The organism is Gynuella sp., from assembly GCF_050297175.1.
Classification (GTDB): Bacteria; Pseudomonadota; Gammaproteobacteria; order Pseudomonadales; family Natronospirillaceae; genus Gynuella.
The window spans coordinates 93,300-117,464 of record NZ_JBNKSF010000006.1 but is presented as its reverse complement, the minus strand read 5'-3'; the positions used below and the strand labels follow the sequence as shown (position 1 = coordinate 117,464).

The window sequence follows — 24,165 nt, the reverse complement described above, 5'->3', positions numbered from 1 at the left end:
CAACCTCCCCGCTGTTGGGTTGAAGACGATCAACAGCATCGCAAAGGCAGTACCAATCACGAGTTTTTCGTGCTTATGTATGAGAGATTCTGCCGTCCACCAGACGCGCTGCGCACCTGTACAACCCTCCTACCGCAAACATAATCAACAGAGCGGCCAGAACTAACCGGCCAGGGTGATCAGCATTGCCGCAGCCGGCTCATTTTGTCGCGTTTTGACCATCATCCTTTTACCGATCCATGGGTGACACCATTGAAAATCTGTTTCTGCATGACAAAAAACAGAATCAGCGACGGTATGACGATCAGCACAATCCCGGCCGAGATTTCGGCATAGTTGGTACCAAACAGATTGGTAAAGCCATACAGTACTGTGGAAACGGTCTTCTGATCCTGATCGGTCAAGTACAAAAACGGCAGGTAAAAGTCGTTGTAGATCATGATGGATTTTAAAATCACTACCGTTGCCGTCGCCGGCCACAACAGCGGAAAAATCACTTTACGGTAGATGGTGAAATAACCGGCACCTTCCATGATGGCCGCCTCATCAAGCTCCTTCGGAATGTTGCGGGCAAACTGCAAATAAATGTATATGGTCACCACATCGACACCGGAATACAGCAAGATCAGCGACAGTTTATTATTGATCAGCCCCAATCCGCGGATAATTTCAAAAGTGGCCACTTGAGTGGTGACATAAGGCACAACCATGGCCACGATATAAGCCATCAACACCACCGAACGCCCACGAAATTCAAAACGGGATACGATATAGGCCACCATCGTGCCCATCACCACGACGATCACCAGCGTCGAAATCAGAATAATGGCGGTGTTTAGAAATGCGAGTCCCAAATGTCCCTGCTGAAAAACCGTCAGATAGTTTTCAAAATTAAACCAGTTCTGAGGCGACACCATCGCTCCGGTGGCCAGGTATTCCTCTTTGGTTTTAAAGGAAGTGACTACCACCGCATAGGGCGGCACCAATACTGCCATCACAGCAAACAATAACGAGAGGTATTTGACCAACCACCAGAACAGACTCGATGGCGTCTGGCGCTGTAACCATTTGAAGATTCGGCGTTGAGAGCGGCCAGTCATAACATTTTCTCCTGATTCAGGGTTTTCTGGACCAGTAGAAAAGCCAGAACCACTACCAGCAATAACACCGCCATGGCAGAGGCCACGCCAAAGCTTTGAAATTCAAAAGCCTGCTCTACGGTCGCCATCACAAAGGTTTTGGTGCCATTGGCACCATCGGTAATCAGCAGCGGTATTTCGAACACCTCCAGAGAACCAACCAGGGCCAGCAACATCTGCAACATAATCATCAATTTGATGGCCGGTAATGTGATAAAGCGGAACTGCTGCCACTCATTGGCTCCATCAATTGTGGCAGCCTCATAGAGGTTTGTGGGAATGGACTGCAGGGCACCGTAAAACACGACCAGATTAAATCCGAGATAACGCCAGACCGAGGCACCAACCAGTGACCAGGGAACGACATCTCTGTCCATCAGCCAGGGCTGGCTCCATTGGCTCAGACCAATCATGCCCAGAAATGAATCCAGGCCACCATCCACCTGAAAAAACACTCGAAATACAAATGCCGATGCCACCTGATTCAATACAAAAGGCAGAAACAACAGAATCTTGAAAAAATTATGTCCCAGCAGTTTCTGGTTCAGAACAACGGCAAACCACAAGGCCAGAGCCAGCTGTACAAGCGAACCGGCGAAGTAATAAATACTGTTTAACAAAGGTGCCAGCAGATCCGGGTCCCAGTACAGAATTTCGATGTAATTGGCCAGTCCGGCAAAGTCCATATCAGGTGAAAATCCATCCCAATCCATTAGGCTCAGGTAAACCAACCGGGCTGCCGGGTAAAATGAAAATATCGCCAATAAGCTCAACGGTACAGCCAGAAACAGTATGATAATCAGACGCCGCTGAGCAACATCACTCAGGGTTTTGCGTTCTATGCTGGTCGTTAATGACAGGGTTGTCTCCATAATGATGCTCCAACAATGACTGCCAGACCGGCAGCCAGTCTTCAGATTGACAGAGTCCGCCCACCGGAATGAAGCGGGTAAAGGGAGAAGGGTTAATGCATCACTCGCCGTACAGCGGTGGCCCAACGGCGATTTATCCGATTGATTTCGCCATCAAAGTCTTTGGCCACTAGCAGATCGCGAATATAAGTACCGGAAAAAATATCCAGCCGGGCACGGTTGGCGACTTCGGTAAACTGAGAAGAGACCGCTTTCACTTCTATCACTTTGGGATGGTAGGACATGATTTCCGCCAACTGCGGCATGCTGGAGTGCTGATTTTTCATGGTAGGAATGAAGCCTGCGGCGTCAGCAAAATCGGTTTCGGCCAGTAAAAAACGAACCCAGGCTTTGGCGGTGGTTTTGTTGTTCGAAAAAGCACTCACGCCATAAGCCCAATCATGGCCAAACAACACCACCGGCTGCCCGGAGTTATCCACCGGAATCGGCATGAATCCGATTTCCTCGCGCCAGTTGTCGTTATAACCGCCGACCTGTGGAATAGACCAGTTACCCAGGAACCACATGGCATATTCACCTGTGGCAACCTTGCCTTTGGACTCCTCCCAGTTGTTGGAGACGTAATCAGGCTCAGTCCAGCCGCTATCAAAGAAGGTTTTAACAACATCGAGGGCTTTACGGTTTGGTTCTCCTTTTGCGTAAGGCGCCGGAATCTTAAGCATGTCATCGAAGTGACCGTAATCACCGGCAATCAGGCCAGACAGCTTGTCCCATTGCTGCATGGTCCAGCCAGCCCCCATATTGATGGCCAACGGCACTGAGCCCGATTGCTTGAGTGTGGCAGCAGCGTCATACCACTGATCCAGCGTGTTTAAAGGCACGCTGATCCCGGCTTTTTTCAGTGTGGGTTTGTGGTACACAAGACCTTCAGTCGAAACGCCCTGGGTATAGCCATAATCCTTGCCATTGAGAGACCAAAAATCTTCAAAATAGATCTCCCCCTTCAGACCAATATCATTCAGTGGTTCAAAAAAATAACCATACTGATCCCGTGGAATTGAATCCAGAATCAAAACCACATCACCAAAATCTTTGCTTTGCATGCGTGGCTGAATTTGCCCTGGATAATCCGTCAGGCCGATCACTTCGACATCAGTGACTGCTGGATACTTTTCCTTAAATGCTTTTTCCCAACGATCATAATGTCCCTGTTCAATCAAATCAGTGCGGGCGGTATAAAACGTAATACTTCCGCTAACGTCGGAAATCTGCCAGCCCGGCTCAGCCGCCAGCGCCGGAAAAACAGACAAAGAACCCAGCATTAAACCTGCCATAACGGCATAGGTGGTATTCATAGGTGATCCTCTTGTTATTGTTTTGTGTGATCTCGGTACATCACCATGAAGCTGCCTTCGTCAACGCCAACGATACTCCGCATCTTGTCAAAAACGGCGACCTATTGATTTAATCGTAACGTTACAAAAAAAACAATGTCAAACATGAATTATTTTAAAATCAATATTTAACTTTAACTAAACAATATAACCTATTGTTTTTATTAATATTTATTTTGATTTTTAAACATTAATGTAATTTATTTAAAGAAGATTCAAGCTTACGAAAATCGTAACGTTGCCATTTCTAGCAAAGACTGCGTATCATACTATCCTTTAAGACTGTACAGCCGCAGGAGCCAGCTATGGGGGCCCATAGACACATTACCTTTGATCAATCCTGGAGCATCTATGAAGCCGGTCGGACAGATCAGATCTTCAGCGCCCATGTTCCTGTTGATATTCATCAGGTGTTAATGGATCACGATCAGCTACCCGATCCGTTCTATCGGGACAACGAAGCCAGCGTGCAATGGGTCCATCAGCGCAATTGGGTGATTGAAACCAATTTCGATGTGACTGAGCGTGACTTGCAAAACCGCTGTGCAACACTTCGGCTGGAGTTCATCGACACGCATGCAACGGTTGCCATAAACGGTCAGACTGTGGGCGAAATCGCTAATTTCTTCCGTCGTTTTCACCTGGATGTACACAAAGCTCTCAAAGTCGGCAGCAATCGTCTGACGATCACATTTCATGATAATGCCGAGCTGGGCCGCAAACGGGCTGAAGCCCTGCCCTTTCCGGTACCTTACAGTGAAACCAATAATCAGATTCCATTTATGAATACCGTCCGGAAAACCCAATGCGATGCCGGCTGGGATTGGGGAATCTGTCTGATGTCAATGGGGGTCTATGCCTCCCCTGTCCTGTATTTTCATCAGGGCAGATTAATTGACAGTATTCGGGTAACCCAGAAGCATGGGCCGGATCACGTTCGCCTGACCATAACAGTCGATACCTGGGGACCGGATGACAGCGAGGAGGTTATGGAAATCTGCCTGACAGATGCCCCGCCAGAACTGATGACTTTCAGTCCCGGACAGCACCAAGGCACAGCCGAAGTGGATATCGACAACCCCAGATTATGGTGGCCCTCCGGTTATGGCGAACAACCCCTCTACACCCTCGAGGCATACCTGCACGATCAGCACTGGTGCCGCCATATCGGCTTGCGTTCGCTACATTGGGATCTGAGTCCTGATGACGCCGGAAGTCGTATGTGCGTAGTGGTCAACGATGTGGAGATTTTCGCCAAAGGAGCCAACTGGATTCCTGCGGACGCATTCCCTGCCCGCCAGACACCTGCCCGCTACCGACAGCTACTGGAATCCGCTGCGGCAGCCAACATGAATATGATTCGGGTCTGGGGGGGTGGTTTTTATGAACACGATACTTTTTACCAGACTTGTGAAGAACTGGGATTGTTGGTCTGGCAGGACCTGATGTTTTCCTGTTCGCTGTATCCCAGCACCACAGATTTTATCAATGACATTCGCCCGGAGATCGATTGGCAGATCCGTCGCCTTCAATCTTATGGCTGTATCGCGCTATGGTGTGGTGACAATGAAGTCATCGGCGCCATCAACTGGTATGAGACCTCCCGTAATAACCGCGAAAAATATCTCGTTAACTACGATCGGCTCAGCCGGGTATTGGAGGAAAGCGTACTGGGAGCCGATACCAGCCGGCTATTCTGGCCCAGCTCCCCATGCAACGGTGAGCTTGATTTCGGTGATGCCTGGCATGACGACAACAAAGGCGACATGCATTATTGGGATGTATGGCACTCCGGGAAGTCCTTTTCTGCTTACTATGACATCAAACCCCGCTTCTGTTCTGAGTTCGGCTACCAGTCTTTCCCGTCGCTAGAACTGGTCAAGCAGTTTACTCTGCCCGAAGACCACAACGTGACCAGCCCGGTCATGGAAGTTCACCAAAAGAACCCCGCCGGCAACTCGATCATTACCGAGATGTTCACCCGTTACTTTCGTTTTCCAACGGGGTTCGAGCAATTTCTTTACTTGAGCCAGGTACAACAGGCCGTGGCCATGAAAACCGCTATCGAATACTGGCGCACCCTACGCCCGCACTGCATGGGCACGCTTTACTGGCAACTCAACGACAACTGGCCGGTGGCCTCGTGGAGCAGTCTGGAATATGGCGGTGGCTGGAAACAGATGCATTATCATGCCCGCCGCTTTTATCAACCGGTGCAGATTTTCTGGATTGGCCAGGGGCGCCACCAGAAACTGACGGCCGTGAATGATTTAACAGAACCGGCGCGGCTCAAAGGCACGTGGTCAGTGTTCGATCTTGCCGGCAAATCACTTAAACAACAGACACTTGAACTTACAATCCCGGCTGGTGCGAGCCTGGTATTAGCGAACTATGAGTCTGATCAACCGGCTTCAGAATTCGCCTGGGCCACAGCATTTGCCTCTGTTGGAACTCAATCATTCGATTGCGAAGCGACAGCCTACTTTGACCTCTGGAAACGCCTGAATCTGCCATCCGCTCAGGTTCAGCTGGAGATCGGACAGGACAAACAAACGGTTCATGTCGATCTGACAACAGATAAACCTGCACATTTTGTAACCCTTGGTACGCTTGGTAATGGTCACTGGAGTGACAACAGTGTGACACTGCTACCAGGGGTTGCAAGACGGTTTTATTGGCAAGGTGAACAACCCATTTCCACTAACCCCAGCTTGAACCATCTGGTACAAAGCTATCAATCGTAGACAGTTATAGCCATGGAGCAATCAAAGAATACTCTTCCAGGTCGGCCGAGGACCACTCTCAAAACCCTGGCGGAACATTTAGGGTTATCGATCACCACGGTATCCCGTGCCCTTAAAAACGGCGACGAGGTCAGACCGGATACCATTGCCCGGGTTCAAAAAGTCGCCCGGGAGCTTGGATATCGTCCCAACACTTCTGGCCTTGGCTTAAAAACCGGTAAAACCCATGTTATCGCACTGATCATGCCGGTTCTGAAACCAGGGGAGATTGTTGGTGACGTGGGAACTCTGCCATTAATTGAAGGCTTAACCGCTGCACTGACAGATACACCATATCACCTGACCATCATTCCACGCCGGCCAGAGCAGGATGAACTCGATCCAGTCAAATATGTAGTGGAACATGGGTTAGCGGATGGCATTATTCTGAACAGCACTCACAGCCAGGATGAGCGAGTGAAATATCTGTATGCCGAAGACTTTCCATTCGTGACATTTGGTCGTACCGAACTCTCCCTTCAACATGCGTTCTACGACACCGATAATGCCGATTTCAGTTATCGAGCTGCCCGTTTTATGATCGAGCGAGGACGCAAACGCCTGATGATGTTGACTCCACCTAAGGAGTTTCTCTTCAGCTGGCACCGGCTGACGGGTTTTAAACGTGCCTTGCAGGAAGCCGGCCTACCCTATACTGAGCATCGACAAATATGCATTGAAAGCAATGCCGTCGACTATCGGTCTCTGGCGCAACAGCTCAATAACAGCGAATGGAACCCAGACGGGTACATTTGCGGTACCGAAATCTCAGCCATGGGAATCATGGCCGGATTGCATGATGCCGGCGTTCAGATTGGCATTGATTGCGATGTTGTCACCATGGAAACCAGTCCATTGCCGGAGTACTTCCGTGTTCCTATTTGTGGTTTTCACCAGGATCTGCACCAAGTGGGGCGTGAACTCAGCCGCCTGCTACTGGCCCAGCTGGAGCAAAACACTCCCGCATCCCAGCTACAGGTGATTGAAACGGCAGAATTTATTGACCGTACCGGCGACTGAACTGACCCAATGATTGCCGGCGCATCAATCCGGCCGGCAATCATGTTAATACACAATTACCCACCACTCCGTCCCTTCCCAGAGACAAGTCGATATCCAGATAATTTCCCGAACACAGTCACGACCAGAATAACAGGCTCCGCTTCTTTCGCTATATCGATCAACACGCACAAGCATCGATTGTGCTCATACATTGTTCGAGATTTTTGAATTCTGAACACAAATAATCAGCGATTATACGAAAACCACGAAATGTTATTGTGCTGATCGTCTTCAAACGACCATTGTTCAATGAACAGGAGCTAATATGTCAGAACTCAAAAGAGTTGCCATTGTCACCGGAGCATCACGGGGCATCGGTGCTGCAATCGCCAGGCGTCTGGCCCAGGACGGGTTTTCCGTTATGGTGAACTATGCTGGTAATGCCGAAGCTGCTCAAAGCGTGGCACAGGCAATAGAATCATCCGGAGGCCAGGCCATCATTCATCAAGCGGATGTTGCAGACCCTGCCGCTGTCACCAGGATGTTTGATGCAGCAGAAACAGCCTTTGGTGGTATCGATGCATTGATCAATAATGCCGGAGTTATGGCTCTCGCACCGTTATCAGACGTGGATAATCAACAAATCGACCGTCAAATCGACATAAACCTAAAAGGGACAATTCATACTCTGAAAGAGGCTTCGAACAGGCTACGTCAGGGAGGCCGCGTTGTTAATCTGTCCACTTCCGTTGTCGGTCTGAAACTGGAGAACTACGGCGTATACGCCGCGACCAAATCGGCAGTCGAAACGTTAACAGCCATTATGGCCAAAGAAATGCGTGGCCGTGATATCACCGTTAATGCGGTGGCGCCAGGTCCAACGGCAACCGATCTTTTCATGGAGGGCAAATCGGCAGAACTGATTGATCGGATGGCACACATGAGTCCCCTCGAGCGGCTCGGCACACCGCAGGATATCGCATCTGTTGTCGCGTTTCTGTGTGGGCCGGACAGTAGCTGGGTAAACGGGCAAGTGCTCCGCGCCAATGGCGGTATCATCTGACCATCAGTATTCAGGCCCGTGTCGGCCAGTCCTCATAACCAAGCAAAAGAGTCAAACTTTCAGCGGATGTTTATTGATCAGCACATCCGCTAGCATGGACGCAATTAACATGGAGGAATCCAAAATGAAGATGTTTATGCGGATATTGACCATTGTCACAGTCCTGATAGCTCCAACATATGTCCTGGCGGCCAGTGGTGTTGCAAGCCCTGGTCAGAACAGCCAGTGTCCAGCCATCTTTCAACAGCAGATGCGTAAGCTGCACAGTTCACAGATCCTGGATCTATGTGAAGTCTCTGCAGGCCATCCGGTCATGCTGGTGAATACTGCAAGCCATTGTGGCTTTACCGGGCAATTTGAAGACCTGGAAGCCATACATCAAAAATATAAAGATCAGGGTCTGGTGGTGATCGGCGTGTCATCGGATTCTTTTGACCAGGAAGATGAGGACGAAGGCAAAGCAGCTGAAATCTGCTACAAGAACTTCGGCGTCTCGTTCACCATGCTGTCAACGGTGCCAGTAACCGGAGATGAGGCTCACCCTTTGTTCAAAGAAGTGGCCCGGCAGAGTCAGGCGCCGGAATGGAATTTCTATAAATACTTGATCAGCCGCGATGGACATGTGGTCAGTGCCAACCCAAGCAAAGTCATCCCGAGTGATAAAGACATCACCAACCTGTTAAGCAACTGAAACTCGCACCAGACTGGGTAACTCCAAAAATACCGGGGTAACCCAGTCATCATCAGGCATTGGAAAATAATTACTCTCCGCTCCACGCCAAAAACCCACACCTCTACACCTGTTTTCAATCACCGATGAACACATTTGCCCCATTGCTCCCTTGATACCACCCCATTCAGACAGTACATTTGCCCTCCCGTAAATAGGATGGAAGTTTGTTTAGAGTGATGAAGCGTTGTTTGTTACGGATAACCATATGCGTCTGCCTGGTATCTGCCACGCTGGCTCAGGCCGGTGCGTACAGCAAATACAAAGCCCACAATGATTACGATGACTATTTTCGTAAATACACCAAACGCTTTTTTGGTCCGGCCTTTGACTGGCATTATTTTAAAGCTCAGGCTGTCGCAGAGAGCAACCTCAACCCTGAGGCCAAATCTTATGTAGGGGCCCAGGGAATCATGCAGATCATGCCCAGAACCTATGAAGAAATAAAAACCAAAAACCAGTTTATTCAGGGCCTGGCGACAGAACCCAAATGGAATATCGCCGCGGGTATCTGGTACAACCAACAGCATTTTAAATTCTGGAAAAAAGGGCGTACGCTGGAAGAACGCCTGAAATTTATGTACGGCTCTTATAACGCTGGCCGCAAAAACCTGTTAAAAGCCCAGCGCAAAGCCATTGAAGCCGGACTGAATCCACGTATCTGGCAATCCATGTACCAGGCCCTGCCGACCGTCACCGGAAAGCATTCCAAAGAAACACTGAACTACGTCGAGAAAATTTTCACCATTAAAGAGGACATTCAATAATGGATTGGTCAATTGCCATCATCAATTTTGTTTACGCCATCGTCGGCTGCACCATTACCCTGTTGTTCATGGCCGCTGGTTATAAACTGTTCGACAGACTGACTCCCTTCAATACCCACGATGAACTGGCAAAAGGCAATCAAGCCGTTGGCACTGTTGTGGCCGCTATGATTATCGGTGTCGGAATTGCAGTTGGACTCGTCATCGGCATGGGATTGAACTGACGCTTTTTGTATGTTGAGTCAGGCCTGATGATGGCCTGCTTAGCCAACGGCGTTGAAACGATTGTCTGGGCACACAAACCTACCCGCTGAATAACCTGGAACTCGCTTTTTATATATGGAAATTACCATTAGCCTAAAAACCTTAAGAGGGATATCAAAAACACTGGCCTGGTTACTACTGATTGTGCCCGCAATGCTTGCCGCGTTTGTCTTTTATCTGGAATCTGTCAGACCTGATCACATAGAAAACTACCTTTGGATGCCGGCAATATTGCATTTATCCGTGTTTATTTTTTTCAGTACTATTGTGATACTCAGGAGCCAAATGGATGTCGTGGAAAAAGTAGTGCTACCAAATATAAAACTATTTCTGGTGGTTGTTTTCCTAATACCCGTTGCGTTTAGTTTATTTTTTAACCAAGACATTAGCAGCGTAATCCTGGCCGTGGATGGCGACAGATATTTGTACTTAAAGCGTTTCAAACCAACACTGGAAATAAGTTATGATCGTTTTTTTGACTTGCTCATGTTTCAGGCGTGGGGTGCTCTCGGAATATCCACTCCCTTCATCTGGATAACATTTTCTCTGCTGATATCATTAGCAAAATTTGAAAAATAATAAAGGTAACAAATGAACCGAGGCTGCAAAATTTTTATTCGGATAAGTTTCTCCCGTACCCGAATGAATACGAGAGAAAACTTGATAAAACAGGATGATCACCTGCTTATTAGTCTACCGGGATAAACTCCCAATCCTGATTGAACCCACCATTTGCACTCCATTGAATATTCTGGGCGTTATTTTCCAGCGAATGGCTCTGGATATCCAGCAGCAGGTTACTGTGGACGTTACGGATATGGTAATAGCCATCGCCCTGATCCAGAATCTGCCATTTCTGATTGTCACCACCATTGTATGGCCAGATGATGTTGGTCACACCGGTTTGTGTCGAACCTCCGGTGATATCCGCTAATTTACCACTGGATACTTGTGTGATGTGATATTGACGTAGCCCAATTGAAGTAACCTGCCATTGTTCATATTTATTCTGTCCGCAGGTGTACTGCACAATACCTGCGCCATTGGTATTGGAACCATTCAGTGTACGCAGACATTTTCCGCTGTTGTTGTTTTTGATGTAGTAAACACCGTCTTTTAAAATACCACTGGCATTGTCACCGGTAATTCGGAAAGTGGCGTCAGCTTGATCCGTAGCAGAGCTGATTTTTGTGAGATTTAAGAGGAAGTCCTGATGGCGTATGAAGTACCCAGGTAAATTATAGGACTCAAATGAACTGAGTGACGCATCAGCCAGCCCTATACGCTGATAAAAGGTGGCATCGCTGGCAAACTGTCTGGAGTTATCATTTTCAGACAATACCAGTTCATAGCCATCGTGACGCAAGTAACGTCCAGGGAAGTTGACGGACTCAAACGACACTCCATTGCTATCAGCCAGTCCCGGTTTCATGACCCATTGAGAATCTGCAAACAGGGCAATGTTCCCTTCTACTTTAGCGCGAAGGTCGTAATGCCTGATGAAATAGTTTGGATAGTTATAAGATTCAAAACGGCTACCCACAAAACCTTGGTCACCTGACTCCCCGGAAGGTACTTGAATTTGTGCGGTCACCGGCAGAGGAAGGCCAAAGTTTGGCGTACCATCCTTATTCCATGTGAATTTCTGTATGCGTGTTGTACGGTTACTGTCACAGCCTTTGTTAACGTCAGACTGAGCATGATAAACAATCCAATGCTCAGTGCCGTCCGGTGAGGTAAAAAATCCGTTGTGTCCAGGACCGTAAACACCGTTTTCATCGGATCTCTGGAATACAGGTTCACGACTCTTATTCCATGAACTGGTCTTTAATGGATCACCACCGTTGTATGTCAGCAATCCGAGTTTATAGTTTGGGCCGTCACAGAAACTGGCCGAATACGTGATAAAGGTGTTGCCATCGTGTTGCAGCGCGACCGGCCCTTCGTTGACATTGTTTTCCTGCTTTTCCCAGTTATATTCCGGCATACTGAGCAGCACTCGATTACCGCTGATGGTCCATGGATTACTCATCGGAGCAATATAGATTTTCTGGTAGGCACCATCCCAGGCCGAAAACAGCCAGTACAGACGATCATTTAATGTAAGGTAGCTACCATCAATAGCCCATCCGTCGTTAGAGTCTTTTAACTTGGCTTTATAGGTGTAAGGCCCCATCGGATCCTGGCCTGAACTTTCCAATACATACATGCGTTGACCATCCAGGTTTTCGGAGACGCCAGCCGTGTAGTGAAAATACCAGCGCTTACCGTTTGGCCCATCCAACAAACGGAATTCAAACGCCCACATATTGCAGCAACGCGAAGGATCGTCTTTTGCACCATCCCAGATTTCAACCGGCGTTGCTGTCTTTAACCCTTCGACAGTTTGGGCGCGTTTCATATAGATTTTACTGGTCCAGGTAGTGCTCGCCAGGTAGTAATATCCGTCGTAATATGTCATCCATGGATCAGCCCCATTTTGGGTATTGAGCGTGTTAGTAAAGGTAGTGGCCTGCACCATGGAAAATAGCCCCATTAAGGCGCAGATGATCATTAACTGCCATAGCGTTGTTTGTTTTTTATGCTTCATGTTTTTTCCTGTCTTTATCCAGTCTGTTAACGGAATATTGGCTTAAAACGATTTTGCAGTTCATTCCAAAAGCGTTGCTGGAATATATTGTTTTCAGGTAATTCACTATTGAATATAAAACGTGATCAGTTAAAGGGATCCAAACCTCAACCGGCGAGTACGGAGTGCCTCAGCAGACTACTTGGACTACTGTGAATGCTTTATGTTTTAACGTTTCACCATAAAGCGATTCCTCTCTTCGAAAGATTACGTCATTTATTGTGCATTTTATTATTTTTGTACGAGCTTCTGATCTCGATAAACACCATAAGCGTAAACCCGTTCATCCACTTTTGGGCATGTTTCACAAGCAGATGCGGAAAAAATAGTGCAGCATGATAGAGTGAAATAACAGGATGGAAGCCACTAAAGATATGGACAAATATATTTTACAATCACATCATTGATTCTGTTTAACGGTCAAAATCGTTCCAATCGAAAGAACCGCCTACCCGTCAAATTTCACACCCACGAATAGGCATCGGTTATAAAACCACCCGCTTTATCTCTCATCCCTTTAATAGCGCCCCTACTCTCCCACTCCAACACCGCCTGTCACAGACAGTAGCCTCTCCAAATTCAGCGAATGCTTTTACTCGCCAACCAGCGAATATATAGTAACCATGACCACTGAGCGCCTGGAGTCAATATCCAGCTAGTACGTGGCACATCGTCAATTATCGAACCAAGGAGACCATTATGGCTGATTCAATATTGGCAGTCGCTCACGGGATGGGACAGCATACGACCGAAAGCCTGAGAACGCTCATTGAAAAAGCAGCAAATACGGCACTTCAGCGCTATCCGACGTTTCGGAACCGTAATTTTGAGAACTACGTGGATATAAAGCCCATTGTGTACGATGACATTTTTGAGCAGGAACGACAACGCATCGTTCAGAGCAACAGGCCTGTCAGTGATTATTTTAAGTCTGCGACCAACCTTCCCAGCCTGTTTATTGAAAACATCGTCGAGTTGGAAGCTGACGTTGGTGATGACAATTTCTATACCACTCAGGCGCTGGATGTATTGCTATATGCCAGTTTGCATGGTGAATCTGTACGACTCAGGATATTGAGTGAAATATGTACCCATATGGCGACCAAAGGCAGCGCGTCTTTTCATGTCATTGGTCACTCTCTGAGTACCAGCGCCATCATCGACACTCTGCACAAAGCCTATACTGGCGGTATCACTGATCAAAATGGCCATTCTTTCAAACTGGATACCATTACGCATAAACTGGACAGTCTATGGATGTTTGCTAATGTCAGCCGCCTGATGCACAGACTTAATCCCATACGCACTTCTCCAGACCCAAAAGATACAGTCGTCAAACCTGGAACCGGAACCGATAGCTGTACACTGCATTATTACAATATTCATCATGAGCTTGATCCGTTCACACGTTTTTTGCACTTTGACCCACAACCGAACGAAGCCTGGATACATCCTGATGATTACGAAAGTTATTATCATAAGCTGATTACCCACAACATCGGTGAGTCCCTCGACCCACATGACCTGACTGGATACTTGACCGACCCTTTGGTTTCCTATCGGTTTTTAAAAAGAGTCATGCCTGCAGGCAGTTTTAATCCATCCAGAGACGAGGTTATGAAAGCGCATGCAAGTGTTCGAAATCTGGCCGATGAATCCAAAAAAATAGCAACGTATGTCAACAGTATCGGGTCTGTCAGTGACTTCAAAACGTTCTTGAAAATGGTGAAGGAATATCAGGAATACATCACCTCACTCAAATCATCTATGAAGCCTTAGGAAATCACCATGAGACCGGTTTTTTTTGTTTTTTGTTTCACTCTTTTGACTTTCTATGGACAGGCTGAAAATTGCCTGCCTACGGCAAAGGATTACTGGGCACCCAAGATAACCCAATACAGCACCTTGCTCGGACATAGGCTTACCCAGAAAAAAACAGATGCCTCTGTTATCAACTCCGCAGAATATACAGACTGGAAAACGGCAGTGATGGAGTCTGCCAGACAATTGGATATTACGTTTCCGTCAAATTACAACAACTCCTTTGTAGCACTCAGCAGCGCATTGCTGGCCGAGTTCCCTAACGATGAAGCAAGTCAGCAAAATCTGACAACCCTTCCGGATATTAAATTCAGTATCGCAGATGATTTCGATGCACCTGATCAGTTGATACTGATTGGTAAAACATCGAAGCGCATAAAAATAAACAGCAGCCAATTCGACACCCTGTGTAACAGTCTGCTTCAGTGCAATGCTGAAGGTCAAAGTAGCTGTCAACTGTACCTTGACACCTGGGCAAAAGCGGTCTCTGCGTATAAACAGGAAAAAGAACGGGTAACACCGCAAAAAATGGCTGAACTCGCACTTGAATATAATGAAGACTGGGCTCAGTTTTTTAATGAAGCTCGTTCGCAAACCATGTTAGACCGTATGTTAACGGCGCAAATGAACCGAAAAATGCTGGTCAGTCAGACCTTTCAGAAAGCGCCAGATACACAGTATTTTTTGGCTCACCCAGGTGTTGTGATGGAATATGCAGATCAGGCTGCCGATGGAGAACAACTCAAAGCGGCACTGTCCGTGGAATGGCTGGGAGTTAATCGCTGGCGTGGCTGTAACTTTGGCTTCACTAATATACCCTGTGGGCTTTCGATCATTTCTGTGTATTCTGATAAAGCGAGTTCCAGGGATGTTGGCCATGGAGCCATGTTTCATTTTAATAACGCCTACTCCTTGGGATTGATAGACCGATCGGGGCAAGTCAGTGTCTTCATCACGGTCGATATACTCAAAGCATTTGAAGCAGAAACAAATAAGATACAGAAATGGCAAAAACAGGCGGATAAATTTATGAAGCCATTCTCTTGAGTGTTACCACGATACATCTGGCGATATTCCACGAAATACTTTAATTTCTCAGGGCTTAGACTGGCTAAGCCCATACTAACCCGCGATTAATCACACTGCCCTGTTAAATATCTTCTAAACACAGCCAACGACTCAAAAAAATCCCGTCAATTACCATACTAATTAATGATAAAAATAACAGTTAAATGGCATTCATATTGCTGCTTGTTATAAATAAATTTTACAAATATCAGAAATAACTTACACTCAAAGCATAACAATAAAAGCTGGTCTTTCAGCACTTTTGGGTCTCCACAAAAAAGGTATTTTGCCGCCCAAATCAAACAGCTAATTCAGTTTTGGATATATCAGGGAAATTTGCTATGGCTAATGATAAAAGCCGTCTTACACTTAGTCAGGCGGTACTCGCACCAATCAATTCAATACTCCAGGCACAGGTGCATGCTTCACGTTCTTTCCTGAATCTGATTTTCCAGATGGGTTTTGGTCACAAAGCAATCGATGACAAGGGTAACATGGCAGATCTGTCAGAAAATACAGATACCATGTACCGGTTCGATTATGTTCAGGAAAAATACGATGCTGAGGGAAACCTTAAGAAATATAAAGTGAGTATTCCGGTACTGGCGGCACTGCCACTGAACCCTCTGGTGATAGAAGAAGCGGAAGTACAGTTTTCCATGACACTGGCGAATGAATATCATATCCAGAAACAATTCAGTGACTCCGGCCAGAAAGCAAAAGCTATCAGAAAGGACGAAAAATACCACGAAACCAATCGCCCTTGGTATGTGGTGGACAATCCTGTCGACCTGCTAGGCTCCATCGGTGAGGAATCGGCCAATGGCGCAAAGATCGATATTCGTCTTAAAGTTGGCAAAGGGGATTTACCAGCAGAACTCAAAAAATTTATTGCAACCGCCAGCGATTTTGGCATGGCTACTGACGTAGACAATGATTAATAAACAACAGGAGACGACAGATGGCGACTCAAGCACTGAATGATCTGCCGCTGGTAAAACTAATCAGCGAACCTCTACATGCAGCTGCACAGGCTCATGTCGAACTTTCCCAAGCGAATCTTAAATTGCTTGGTGATTTTATCAAACAAGGCAATCAAACCTTTAATTTCGCCAAGGAAGACCAAGATGGTACAAAACAGAATATTGCCGTTACTGTACCCACCATTGCATTGGTCGACATTCCTTTTTTTTCCATTGATCAACTGACCAATGAATTCACTTTCGAAGTATCTTCGATTCAAGAAGTTTCGGATGAAAAGACCGGGACACTCTCCGGTTCAGCCAGTTCTGCAGGCTTTCTGTCGAAATTCGTGGATATCAAACTCGAAGCCGGCTATAACACCACCCATAAGGCGACGACGTCAAACAGCGAGAGGGGTAAACTGAACATCACAGTCACTGCTTCTAAAGGCAGTCCATCCAAGGGTATGCAAACCATCATTGATGCTGCCATTGATGCCATTTCGGCTAAGTAACTGATGGATTCTTCAACCAGAGAACGCTTGTTTTGGAGCGTTCTCTTACAAAGTCTGCTGCGGGATATCGAATATCTTCAATACCGGCATTGCGATCCGATGGTACAGCATAATATGGTTTGTCAGCACATCGGACTGACGTTCAGAATCTGGTATGTCAGACGCTGGATTGTTCTGTTACTGGGTCGGGTTGGAATTAAACTGATCATGAAAACAAAAATGACACCTCCTCCTTTACTAACAATACTGTTTCACAATAAAGATACGATCCACCTGGAGGGTAATCGTCATTCATCAGGATGGTCCGTTTCAGCAACACTAAAGAACAAACAAAATCAGTCCATCTTTAACGAGAGTATCGGCTGGAAAGAACTCTTTGTTTATTCACAAGAAACCTAAGGCCCCTCTGAAAAATGGCCTACTTTCGCGCAGGACATTGTCAACCTCAGTCTCACATCCTCATTTACACCCGTAAATTTCGGTGTTGCGAGTGGTGCATCCTCGCCGGCATCAAAACTATTCCTATTTTTCAGAGGCTCCCTAAGAACAACTTCACCCGTCTTTTTTAGAAGTTATGTCACCTGTTTCATGAGGCAGAGTTGCATTGCTGCTTCAAAAGCTCGGTCATCTTGGCGGCGGGAAGCGCTTTGCTAAACAACCATCCCTGCAACAAATCACATCCCTGTTGCACCAGCACAGCATTTTGCTGTTCTGTTTCCACCCCTTCAGCGACCACCGTCATTCCCAGTTCGTGTGCCATGGCAATCGTTGCTGCCACCAATTTTCTATCGGCTTCTTCAGTGGCCAAATCAGAGATAAACTCCCGATCGATCTTAAGTGTGTCAAATTTGTACTTACGCAGATAACTCAGAGAGGAGTATCCGGTACCGAAATCATCCATGGCCAATGTAATACCCAAGGCTTTCAGCTTCCTCAATTTTTCTTCGATATCCTGATAATCAGTCAGTAAAACCCCTTCCGTAATTTCGAATTCAATATGCCTACTGTCCAAATTGTTATTCAACATCACCGATTCAATCACCTGGATGAGATCATCAGACCGAAACTGTACCGGTGATAAATTGATCGCCACGGACAGCTCAGAATCATAGTGTGACTGCCAATGTGCCAACATGGCCATAGCCTCTTCCAGTACAAAAAAGCCTATGTTTTCAATCATGCCGTTTTTCTCTGCAATAGGCACAAACTCCGCTGGTGACACCATACCCAATTCGTTATTACACCAGCGTACCAGTGCTTCAAAACTGACGATACGGCGATTACGGGCATTCACTTTAGGCTGGTAGTAAACCTCCAGTTCATTGCGCTTTAAGGCACCATGAATATATCGCTCTAACTCCAGCTTTCGCGACACGCTCCGATTCAGATTTTCAGTATAAAAAGCATATCGTCCCCGCATGTGTTCTTTGGCATGGTGGGTTGCCGTATCAGCATGTTTCAACAGCACTTCAGTAGACACACCATCATTTGGGAATAGTGCAATTCCTAAACTGGCAGTGAGGGAGATTTCTTCAGAAGATGTCTCAAACTGTTTGCTTGTATTGGCAATTATTCTCTCTGCCAGCGCTGCTGAGTCAGCAGCTTCATGGATCGAACTTTGTACCACCAGAAACTGGTCTGCTCCCAGACGACCAGCATATTGGTTATCTGGCAATACACTTTTCAGGCGTATGGCAAATTCTTTAAGTATTTCATCGCCAGCGTGATGGCCAAGTGCATCATTAATTTTTTTGAAATCATCCAAATCAATAGATATGACGGCAAGTTTTCGATGCTTATGACGTGCATCTGCAATGCGTTGAGTCAATCTGTCCAGGATAAGAAAGCGATTTGGCAGAGCCGTCAGCTGATCATAGTTGGCGGTATATTCCAGTTGAGAAGTCCGCAGCCGAACAGTCCGGTTTAGCAATATATTCCACAGCAGGATAATAATAACGATAATAGTAAATGCGGCCACTACCTGCCAGACTAACGTATAATCGATAGTGGCCTCATAGTCAAAGGACAACCATTTCTCTGATATCTGTTGACGCTGCTGATCACTGACACTGTCCAAACCTTTTTGCAAAATCGACACCAGTTCCGGCCAGTCTTTACGCACTGCAAAATGAAGACTTTGAACATCCGAAGAAACTGGAGCGGCAATTTTTAAGTTAGTCAGATTCAGCTTTCGGATCCAATAAGTTGTAGACGCCACATTTCCTACAAACGCATCTGCCTTTCCACCCGATACTGCCATCAACGATGCCTGCAATGTATCAAATAGCATCGGGTCCATATCGGAGTTTTCGAGAATATAACCGTGGTGGGACGTATTCGCCTGCAAGGCAACTTTCAACGTTCTAAGGTCATAAAGACCAGACACAAATGGTGCATCATCCCGCGTGACAATAACACGATGAAAGTTTAGGTAAGGATCAGTAAACAGTAGAAACTGCATTCGTTCATCTGTCTTCCCCACGGCTGGCAAAACATCGATCCGCCCTTCCCTGGCGCCTGTCATCACTTCCTGCCACTCAAGATCTTCGACCACCACCATATTCAGGTGTAAGCGCTGGTTGAGTAATTCGACATAATCCGATGCCATTCCCTGATATAGGCCACCCTCGAAATATTCAAACGGCGCGAATTCCGGATCAATGCCCAAGCGTATAACCGGATGATCATTAATCCACTGCTCCTCCGCCTTAGTCAGATTGATTTCAAACAAATTTTCCATATATCCGACAGGCAACCATTTGCTCCGGAGCTTCTGCATTTTAGTTGCGGAAATTGACGCCAACCCCTTATCCAGAATGGATTTCAGTTCCGGCCAGTCTGTTCTGACAGCGATGCTTTCATTGAGCAGATGTTTTTCGTAGACCGCCGCGTATTTCAAATTGGTCAACACATTTTTATTACGATAATAATGTGCGGCTCCCAAAGGCACGATGGCGACGTCGGCATCACCCGAAGATACAGCATTCAAAGCATCTGGAACGGTATTGACCTGGTAAAGTGTGATGGAAGGAAATTCTGTGAGGATGTTCTTTCTATCTTGCTCATGCCTGGCCAGGACAACTTTCTTGCCGGCAATATCACTGCGCTGATGAACAGTCGTATCGTCAGACCTGCTAACGACGACCAACGATTTAAATATATACGGATTGGTTAAGGTAAAGCCTTTCAGCGTATCACTATGTGCGTCCATAGTGGCCACCATATCCACCTGGCCACTCTGAGCCAACTGATATATTTGCTCTGACTTGTATTCAGGATAAACCTGAAAACGAATACCGGCCTTCTCACTGATTACCCTAAGCAGATCAACCGAAAAACCTTCCAACTGACCGTTACTGTTTATAAAACTATAGGGTGGATTGAATCCATCATAGGCCAGCTTAATACTAGAATGAGAGTCCAGCCAATGCCGCTCCGCTGCAGTCAAGTCCAATGTATCACTACCTTCTGATGTCTGCGCAGACGCCAGGGAACAGGCAAGGATCGAAAATAATGTCAGCATCAAAATAAACGGATGCATTGAGTTTTGTTCCAAAATACGAATGATGATCTTGCAATCCATATGACGCACTTCCTTTGATAACGGGGAAATTAGCTAACCACCAAACAGGTTTAAGCCAACAATGAGTTCGTTGAATCATATCAATTAAGACTAGAAGATCTTTTCAGTTTCGCCCATATCGGATATGGCAGCTAGATCCCCAGAGCATCTACGATCGAAATTCTATTTCGGCTTGTAGCAGGTAATCATTGATTGTTTACACAACAGAAAACGACCATGGGCCAAAAATGCCTCATACCTAAGCATTAGAAAACCTGGCAATTAAGTAACTGAAGACCAAGGAGATATTCTCTCAGTTCCACCATGTCGTGGAATATGCTGACAGACAGTTACACTCATCCAGCAGCATTACTAATTTTCGAATGAATATTCACTGGTCAATCAGAGCGATTCTATGAGACCAGTTGTGATTGAAACTTCTCAGAATCAAACAGGGTTATTCGAAATTCTTTGTTTGTACGAGGTTTTCATGGGTGGTCAGCCGGTGTAGTGATTTGACATCTACGTGCATCCTCCCATTTCACGATCAGTTCGATATAAGTGATCGTCGGATGAATAGCTATTGTTATTGTCATAATGTACGCCCATACTGGGCTCATATGGGCGAATATTTTTTCGCTTATAAAAAAGGCTGGTATCATGCCCAAAAATAACGACCCTCCCAAGAACCCTTGGGGTAGTGGAAATAACTCCCCTCCTGATCTAAACCAAGTCCTAGGCCAAAATATCGATCATTTCAAAAAGCTTCTTCCAGGTGGAAGCCCCTCTAAATTTTTTATCATCTTTACGATATTTTTTTTGGGTCTTTTAGTATGGACAACCATGTATACAGTTCCCAGTGATTCCGTCGCGGTAGTACAACGTTTTGGTAAACACGTTCATGATGTGCCACCCGGCCTGCATTTTAAATTTCCGCTGGGCATCGATTCGGCAACCGTTGTTCCGGTTAAACGACAACTCAAGCAGGAATTTGGCTTCTCCACACCTGGTGCTACTGATCCTTACCAGACATCTCGAGCATATGATCATAACCGTGAAACACAGATGGTTACGGGTGATCTTAATGCGGCGTTGGTCGAATGGGTTGTGCAATACCGGATTTCAGACCCCGTTAAGTACCTGTTCGAAGTAAGAGAACCAAGCGAAACACTGAGATATGTATCTGAGTCCGTCATGCGTGAAGTTGTGGATGATCGTACTGTCGATGAAGTGATTACAGTCGGGCGTCAGGAGATAGAATCCGAAGCATTAACCAAAATGCAGGAACTATCAACCAAGTATGCGATGGGCATTAGCATCGATCAGGTTCAACTAAAAAATATAAACCCGCCAAAACCGGTTCAAGAATCATTTAATGAAGTAAACCAGGCACAACAGGAAAAAGAAAAACTGATTAATGAAGCGCGCCGGGACTACAACAAAGTTATCCCTCTGGCACTCGGTGAAAAAGATCAGCGAATTCGCGAAGCTGATGGTTATCGATTAAAACGGATCAACGAAGCCAAAGGTGATGCTGCTCGATTTAACGCTCTATATGCGGAATATATTAAAGCACCAGAAGTTACTGAGCGAAGAATTTATATCGAAACCATGCAGGCAGTTTTGCCAAAAATTAAGTCGAAAATCATAATCGATGAACAAGCGAATAACATTCTTCCCCTGCTTAACCTCAATGGCAAGACAGGAGAAAATCTATGAAGAAAATAAGTACCACCTTAGTGATGGGAATATTGTTGCTCATTGGCTTTCTCCTCAATAACGCACTTTATACCGTCAGTGAAGTCGAGCAAGTCATTATCACTCAATTTGGAAAACCCGTGGGTAAACCTGTCGTGAATGCAGGTCTCAATATAAAAATGCCCTTTATCCAGGTTGTCAATGGGATAGACAAACGTGTTTTGGAATGGGATGGAGACCCTTCAGACATGCCCACCAAAGATAAACTCTATATTTCTGTTGATTTATTTGCCCGTTGGCGCATCACCGATCCACTGCAATATTTTTTAAGATTGCGAGATGAACGCAGTGCTCAATCAAGGCTTGACGACATTCTGGGGAGTGAAACCCGTAACGCTGTCGCAAAACATGAACTTATCGAAATTATTCGTACCACCAAAGACCGGGAACCTTTACAAGAAGTGATCTTAAGCCACACCGATTCCGACAATCAGGAAGTAGGATTATTAGTCCCTATACAAAAGGGACGAAAGCTGGTGGAGCAAGAGATTTTTGCGGCAGCCGCTGAGAAGGTCAAAGTGTTTGGTATTGAACTGCTTGATATTCGTTTCAAGCGAATCAACTATAACGAAAGTGTCCGACCTAAAATATATGAACGCATGATCAGTGAACGCCGGCAAATTGCCGAGCGTTTTTTATCAGAAGGTAATGGTGAAGCTGCCAGGATTCGTGGTGACCGAGTGCGAGAGCTCAATAGAATCCAATCAGAGGCATATCAGCAAGTAGAAGAAATTCGCGGGCTGGCAGATGCAAATGCAGCAGAAATTTACGCGCAAGCTTATAACCAAAGCTCTCAATCAGTAAACCTCTATGAGTTTACTCGAACCATGCAGTCTTATCTGACAATCATTTCTGAAAACACAACCCTGGTTTTATCCACTGACAGTGATTTGTTTAAGTTCTTGAATGGTATTCAATCCATTAACCATGCTCCTGCAAACATCCCCTGACGACATCAGACTAGGGAACCTCTAAAAAATGGTCTATTTTCGCGCGGGACGTTGTTAGCCCCCATCTCACATCCTCGTTTACGCCCGTAAATTGCGGTGTTGCAAGTGCTGCTTTCTCGCCTGCATCAAAACTATTCCGATTTTTCTGAGGCTTCTTAGAAAAACTAACGGTAAAAATTTTTCTATTAAAGAAAAGTATAAAAGATGATAAACAAGGTCATTTGTTTCAACTACCCAAAGAACATATTGACTGGGTAGTTCACCCCATTACTTGGTCTTCCCCATTCCCTTTTCGACTGTCCGCAAAGCTCCAAGACCCAGCATTCCCAACACCAACTCCATCAGCCTGCCGGAATCCACAGGGTAAGCCGGAATTGTCAACCAGCCACTGGCCTGAATGGTAATCACCCAAACCACGGTGGCCACGATAAACTTGGGAATAAAATAGGAGGCCAATGAAATACCACATACCCAACCAATAAAGGGACGCCAACCGGCAACCCATAGTGACCGGCTGGAAGCTTCAACCATATTGATCTGTGCCTGTAATTTTCCTGGTTCCAAAGCCAGCCGTTTGAGCACAATTTCAGCTGCTTGGCGTTCTTCATCACTGGTAAATAACTCATCAAATAAATTACCAATTGCCTGTATCGGAGAAGCCTTATTCGCACCTCCCAGCAATCTCTTAAACCAGTTCATCATCATTCCTCCGGTCACTCACAACACACGTCTAAAACCGCTGCCAAACAGCAAAGTCTTAAAATGTTCAGATCAGTTAAGAGACGCGCGATGGATTGATGTGTGAAAAAATAGACGGACTTTTAGCATGCTACCGTACTTGCCCGACCTGAAATGAGTGTTGCAATAAAAGAGAACTCTTTAATCT

At 46.1% G+C, this 24,165-nt stretch carries 20 protein-coding genes; 14 read left to right on the top strand and 6 right to left on the bottom strand.

Annotation, left to right across the window (positions count from 1 at the left end):
• Window positions 1–221 precede the first annotated feature (221 nt).
• From ACQY6I_RS00830 to ACQY6I_RS00820, 3 genes are all read right to left on the bottom strand, one after another.
• On the bottom strand, window positions 222–1,100 hold the full coding sequence (locus ACQY6I_RS00830; RefSeq protein WP_428239569.1) for a carbohydrate ABC transporter permease: 879 nt from the start codon (window positions 1,098–1,100) through the stop codon (window positions 222–224).
• The gene (locus ACQY6I_RS00825; protein WP_428239568.1) at window positions 1,097–2,011 is read right to left on the bottom strand and encodes a carbohydrate ABC transporter permease; all 915 of its coding nucleotides are present in this window, start codon (window positions 2,009–2,011) and stop codon (window positions 1,097–1,099) included. The genes ACQY6I_RS00830 and ACQY6I_RS00825 overlap by 4 nt, the downstream gene beginning before the upstream one ends.
• Before the next feature lie 92 nt (window positions 2,012–2,103).
• The gene (locus tag ACQY6I_RS00820) at window positions 2,104–3,366 is read right to left on the bottom strand and encodes an ABC transporter substrate-binding protein (protein WP_428239567.1); all 1,263 of its coding nucleotides are present in this window, start codon (window positions 3,364–3,366) and stop codon (window positions 2,104–2,106) included.
• Between the two features lie 344 nt (window positions 3,367–3,710).
• On the opposite strand from ACQY6I_RS00820, the gene ACQY6I_RS00815 reads away from it, so the two are divergent.
• The 7 genes from ACQY6I_RS00815 (at window position 3,711) to ACQY6I_RS00785 (ending at window position 10,593) form a co-directional block, all read left to right on the top strand.
• Entirely contained in the window at window positions 3,711–6,149 is a 2,439-nt protein-coding gene (locus ACQY6I_RS00815; protein WP_428239566.1) for a glycosyl hydrolase 2 galactose-binding domain-containing protein, read from the top strand.
• A 12-nt stretch (window positions 6,150–6,161) separates the two neighbouring features.
• Complete coding sequence (locus ACQY6I_RS00810; protein WP_428239565.1) at window positions 6,162–7,208, top strand: LacI family transcriptional regulator; 1,047 nt, start codon at window positions 6,162–6,164, stop codon at window positions 7,206–7,208.
• Window positions 7,209–7,515: 307 nt separating this feature from the next.
• Complete coding sequence (locus tag ACQY6I_RS00805; RefSeq protein WP_428239564.1) at window positions 7,516–8,253, top strand: SDR family oxidoreductase; 738 nt, start codon at window positions 7,516–7,518, stop codon at window positions 8,251–8,253.
• A 124-nt stretch (window positions 8,254–8,377) separates the two neighbouring features.
• Window positions 8,378–8,944, top strand: a complete 567-nt coding sequence (locus tag ACQY6I_RS00800; protein ID WP_428239563.1) for a glutathione peroxidase — start codon at window positions 8,378–8,380, stop codon at window positions 8,942–8,944.
• A 215-nt stretch (window positions 8,945–9,159) separates the two neighbouring features.
• Window positions 9,160–9,750, top strand: a complete 591-nt coding sequence (locus ACQY6I_RS00795) for a transglycosylase SLT domain-containing protein (RefSeq protein WP_428239612.1) — start codon at window positions 9,160–9,162, stop codon at window positions 9,748–9,750.
• Window positions 9,750–9,974 (top strand): DUF350 domain-containing protein, encoded by a 225-nt coding sequence (locus ACQY6I_RS00790; protein ID WP_428239562.1) that lies wholly within the window; start codon window positions 9,750–9,752, stop codon window positions 9,972–9,974. Before ACQY6I_RS00795 ends, ACQY6I_RS00790 begins: the two co-directional genes overlap by 1 nt.
• Window positions 9,975–10,299: 325 nt before the next feature.
• Window positions 10,300–10,593: a hypothetical protein gene (locus ACQY6I_RS00785; protein WP_428239561.1), complete on the top strand. Its 294-nt coding sequence runs from the start codon at window positions 10,300–10,302 to the stop codon at window positions 10,591–10,593.
• 109 nt (window positions 10,594–10,702) lie between these two features.
• On the opposite strand, the gene ACQY6I_RS00780 is transcribed toward ACQY6I_RS00785, so the two are convergent.
• Window positions 10,703–12,604 (bottom strand): family 43 glycosylhydrolase, encoded by a 1,902-nt coding sequence (locus ACQY6I_RS00780; protein ID WP_428239560.1) that lies wholly within the window; start codon window positions 12,602–12,604, stop codon window positions 10,703–10,705.
• A gap of 738 nt (window positions 12,605–13,342) precedes the next feature.
• On the opposite strand from ACQY6I_RS00780, the gene ACQY6I_RS00775 reads away from it, so the two are divergent.
• The 5 genes from ACQY6I_RS00775 to ACQY6I_RS00755 all read left to right on the top strand — a co-directional run bounded on the left by ACQY6I_RS00775 (window position 13,343) and on the right by ACQY6I_RS00755 (window position 17,408).
• Window positions 13,343–14,422 carry a hypothetical protein gene (locus ACQY6I_RS00775; RefSeq protein WP_428239559.1) on the top strand — a complete coding sequence of 360 codons (1,080 nt, stop codon included), beginning with the start codon at window positions 13,343–13,345 and terminating at the stop codon, window positions 14,420–14,422.
• A 9-nt stretch (window positions 14,423–14,431) separates the two neighbouring features.
• Window positions 14,432–15,511 carry a hypothetical protein gene (locus tag ACQY6I_RS00770; RefSeq protein WP_428239558.1) on the top strand — a complete coding sequence of 360 codons (1,080 nt, stop codon included), beginning with the start codon at window positions 14,432–14,434 and terminating at the stop codon, window positions 15,509–15,511.
• A 362-nt stretch (window positions 15,512–15,873) separates the two neighbouring features.
• Entirely contained in the window at window positions 15,874–16,473 is a 600-nt protein-coding gene (locus ACQY6I_RS00765; RefSeq protein ID WP_428239557.1) for a DUF2589 domain-containing protein, read from the top strand.
• A gap of 20 nt (window positions 16,474–16,493) precedes the next feature.
• Window positions 16,494–17,009 carry a DUF2589 domain-containing protein gene (locus ACQY6I_RS00760; RefSeq protein WP_428239556.1) on the top strand — a complete coding sequence of 172 codons (516 nt, stop codon included), beginning with the start codon at window positions 16,494–16,496 and terminating at the stop codon, window positions 17,007–17,009.
• 3 nt (window positions 17,010–17,012) lie between these two features.
• Window positions 17,013–17,408, top strand: a complete 396-nt coding sequence (locus ACQY6I_RS00755; protein WP_428239555.1) for a hypothetical protein — start codon at window positions 17,013–17,015, stop codon at window positions 17,406–17,408.
• Window positions 17,409–17,595: 187 nt separating this feature from the next.
• On the opposite strand, the gene ACQY6I_RS00750 is transcribed toward ACQY6I_RS00755, so the two are convergent.
• Window positions 17,596–20,592 carry an EAL domain-containing protein gene (locus tag ACQY6I_RS00750; protein ID WP_428239554.1) on the bottom strand — a complete coding sequence of 999 codons (2,997 nt, stop codon included), beginning with the start codon at window positions 20,590–20,592 and terminating at the stop codon, window positions 17,596–17,598.
• Window positions 20,593–21,231: 639 nt separating this feature from the next.
• Here ACQY6I_RS00750 and hflK point away from each other — a divergent pair.
• Window positions 21,232–22,290, top strand: coding sequence for an FtsH protease activity modulator HflK (gene hflK / locus ACQY6I_RS00745; protein WP_428239553.1), 1,059 nt, complete (start codon window positions 21,232–21,234; stop codon window positions 22,288–22,290).
• A complete protein-coding gene (gene hflC / locus ACQY6I_RS00740; RefSeq protein ID WP_428239552.1) occupies window positions 22,287–23,279 on the top strand; it encodes a protease modulator HflC in 993 nt (330 codons plus the stop codon). Before hflK ends, hflC begins: the two co-directional genes overlap by 4 nt.
• Before the next feature lie 267 nt (window positions 23,280–23,546).
• On the opposite strand, the gene ACQY6I_RS00735 is transcribed toward hflC, so the two are convergent.
• On the bottom strand, window positions 23,547–23,978 hold the full coding sequence (locus tag ACQY6I_RS00735) for a 3TM-type holin (RefSeq protein WP_428239551.1): 432 nt from the start codon (window positions 23,976–23,978) through the stop codon (window positions 23,547–23,549).
• Window positions 23,979–24,165 lie beyond the last annotated feature (187 nt).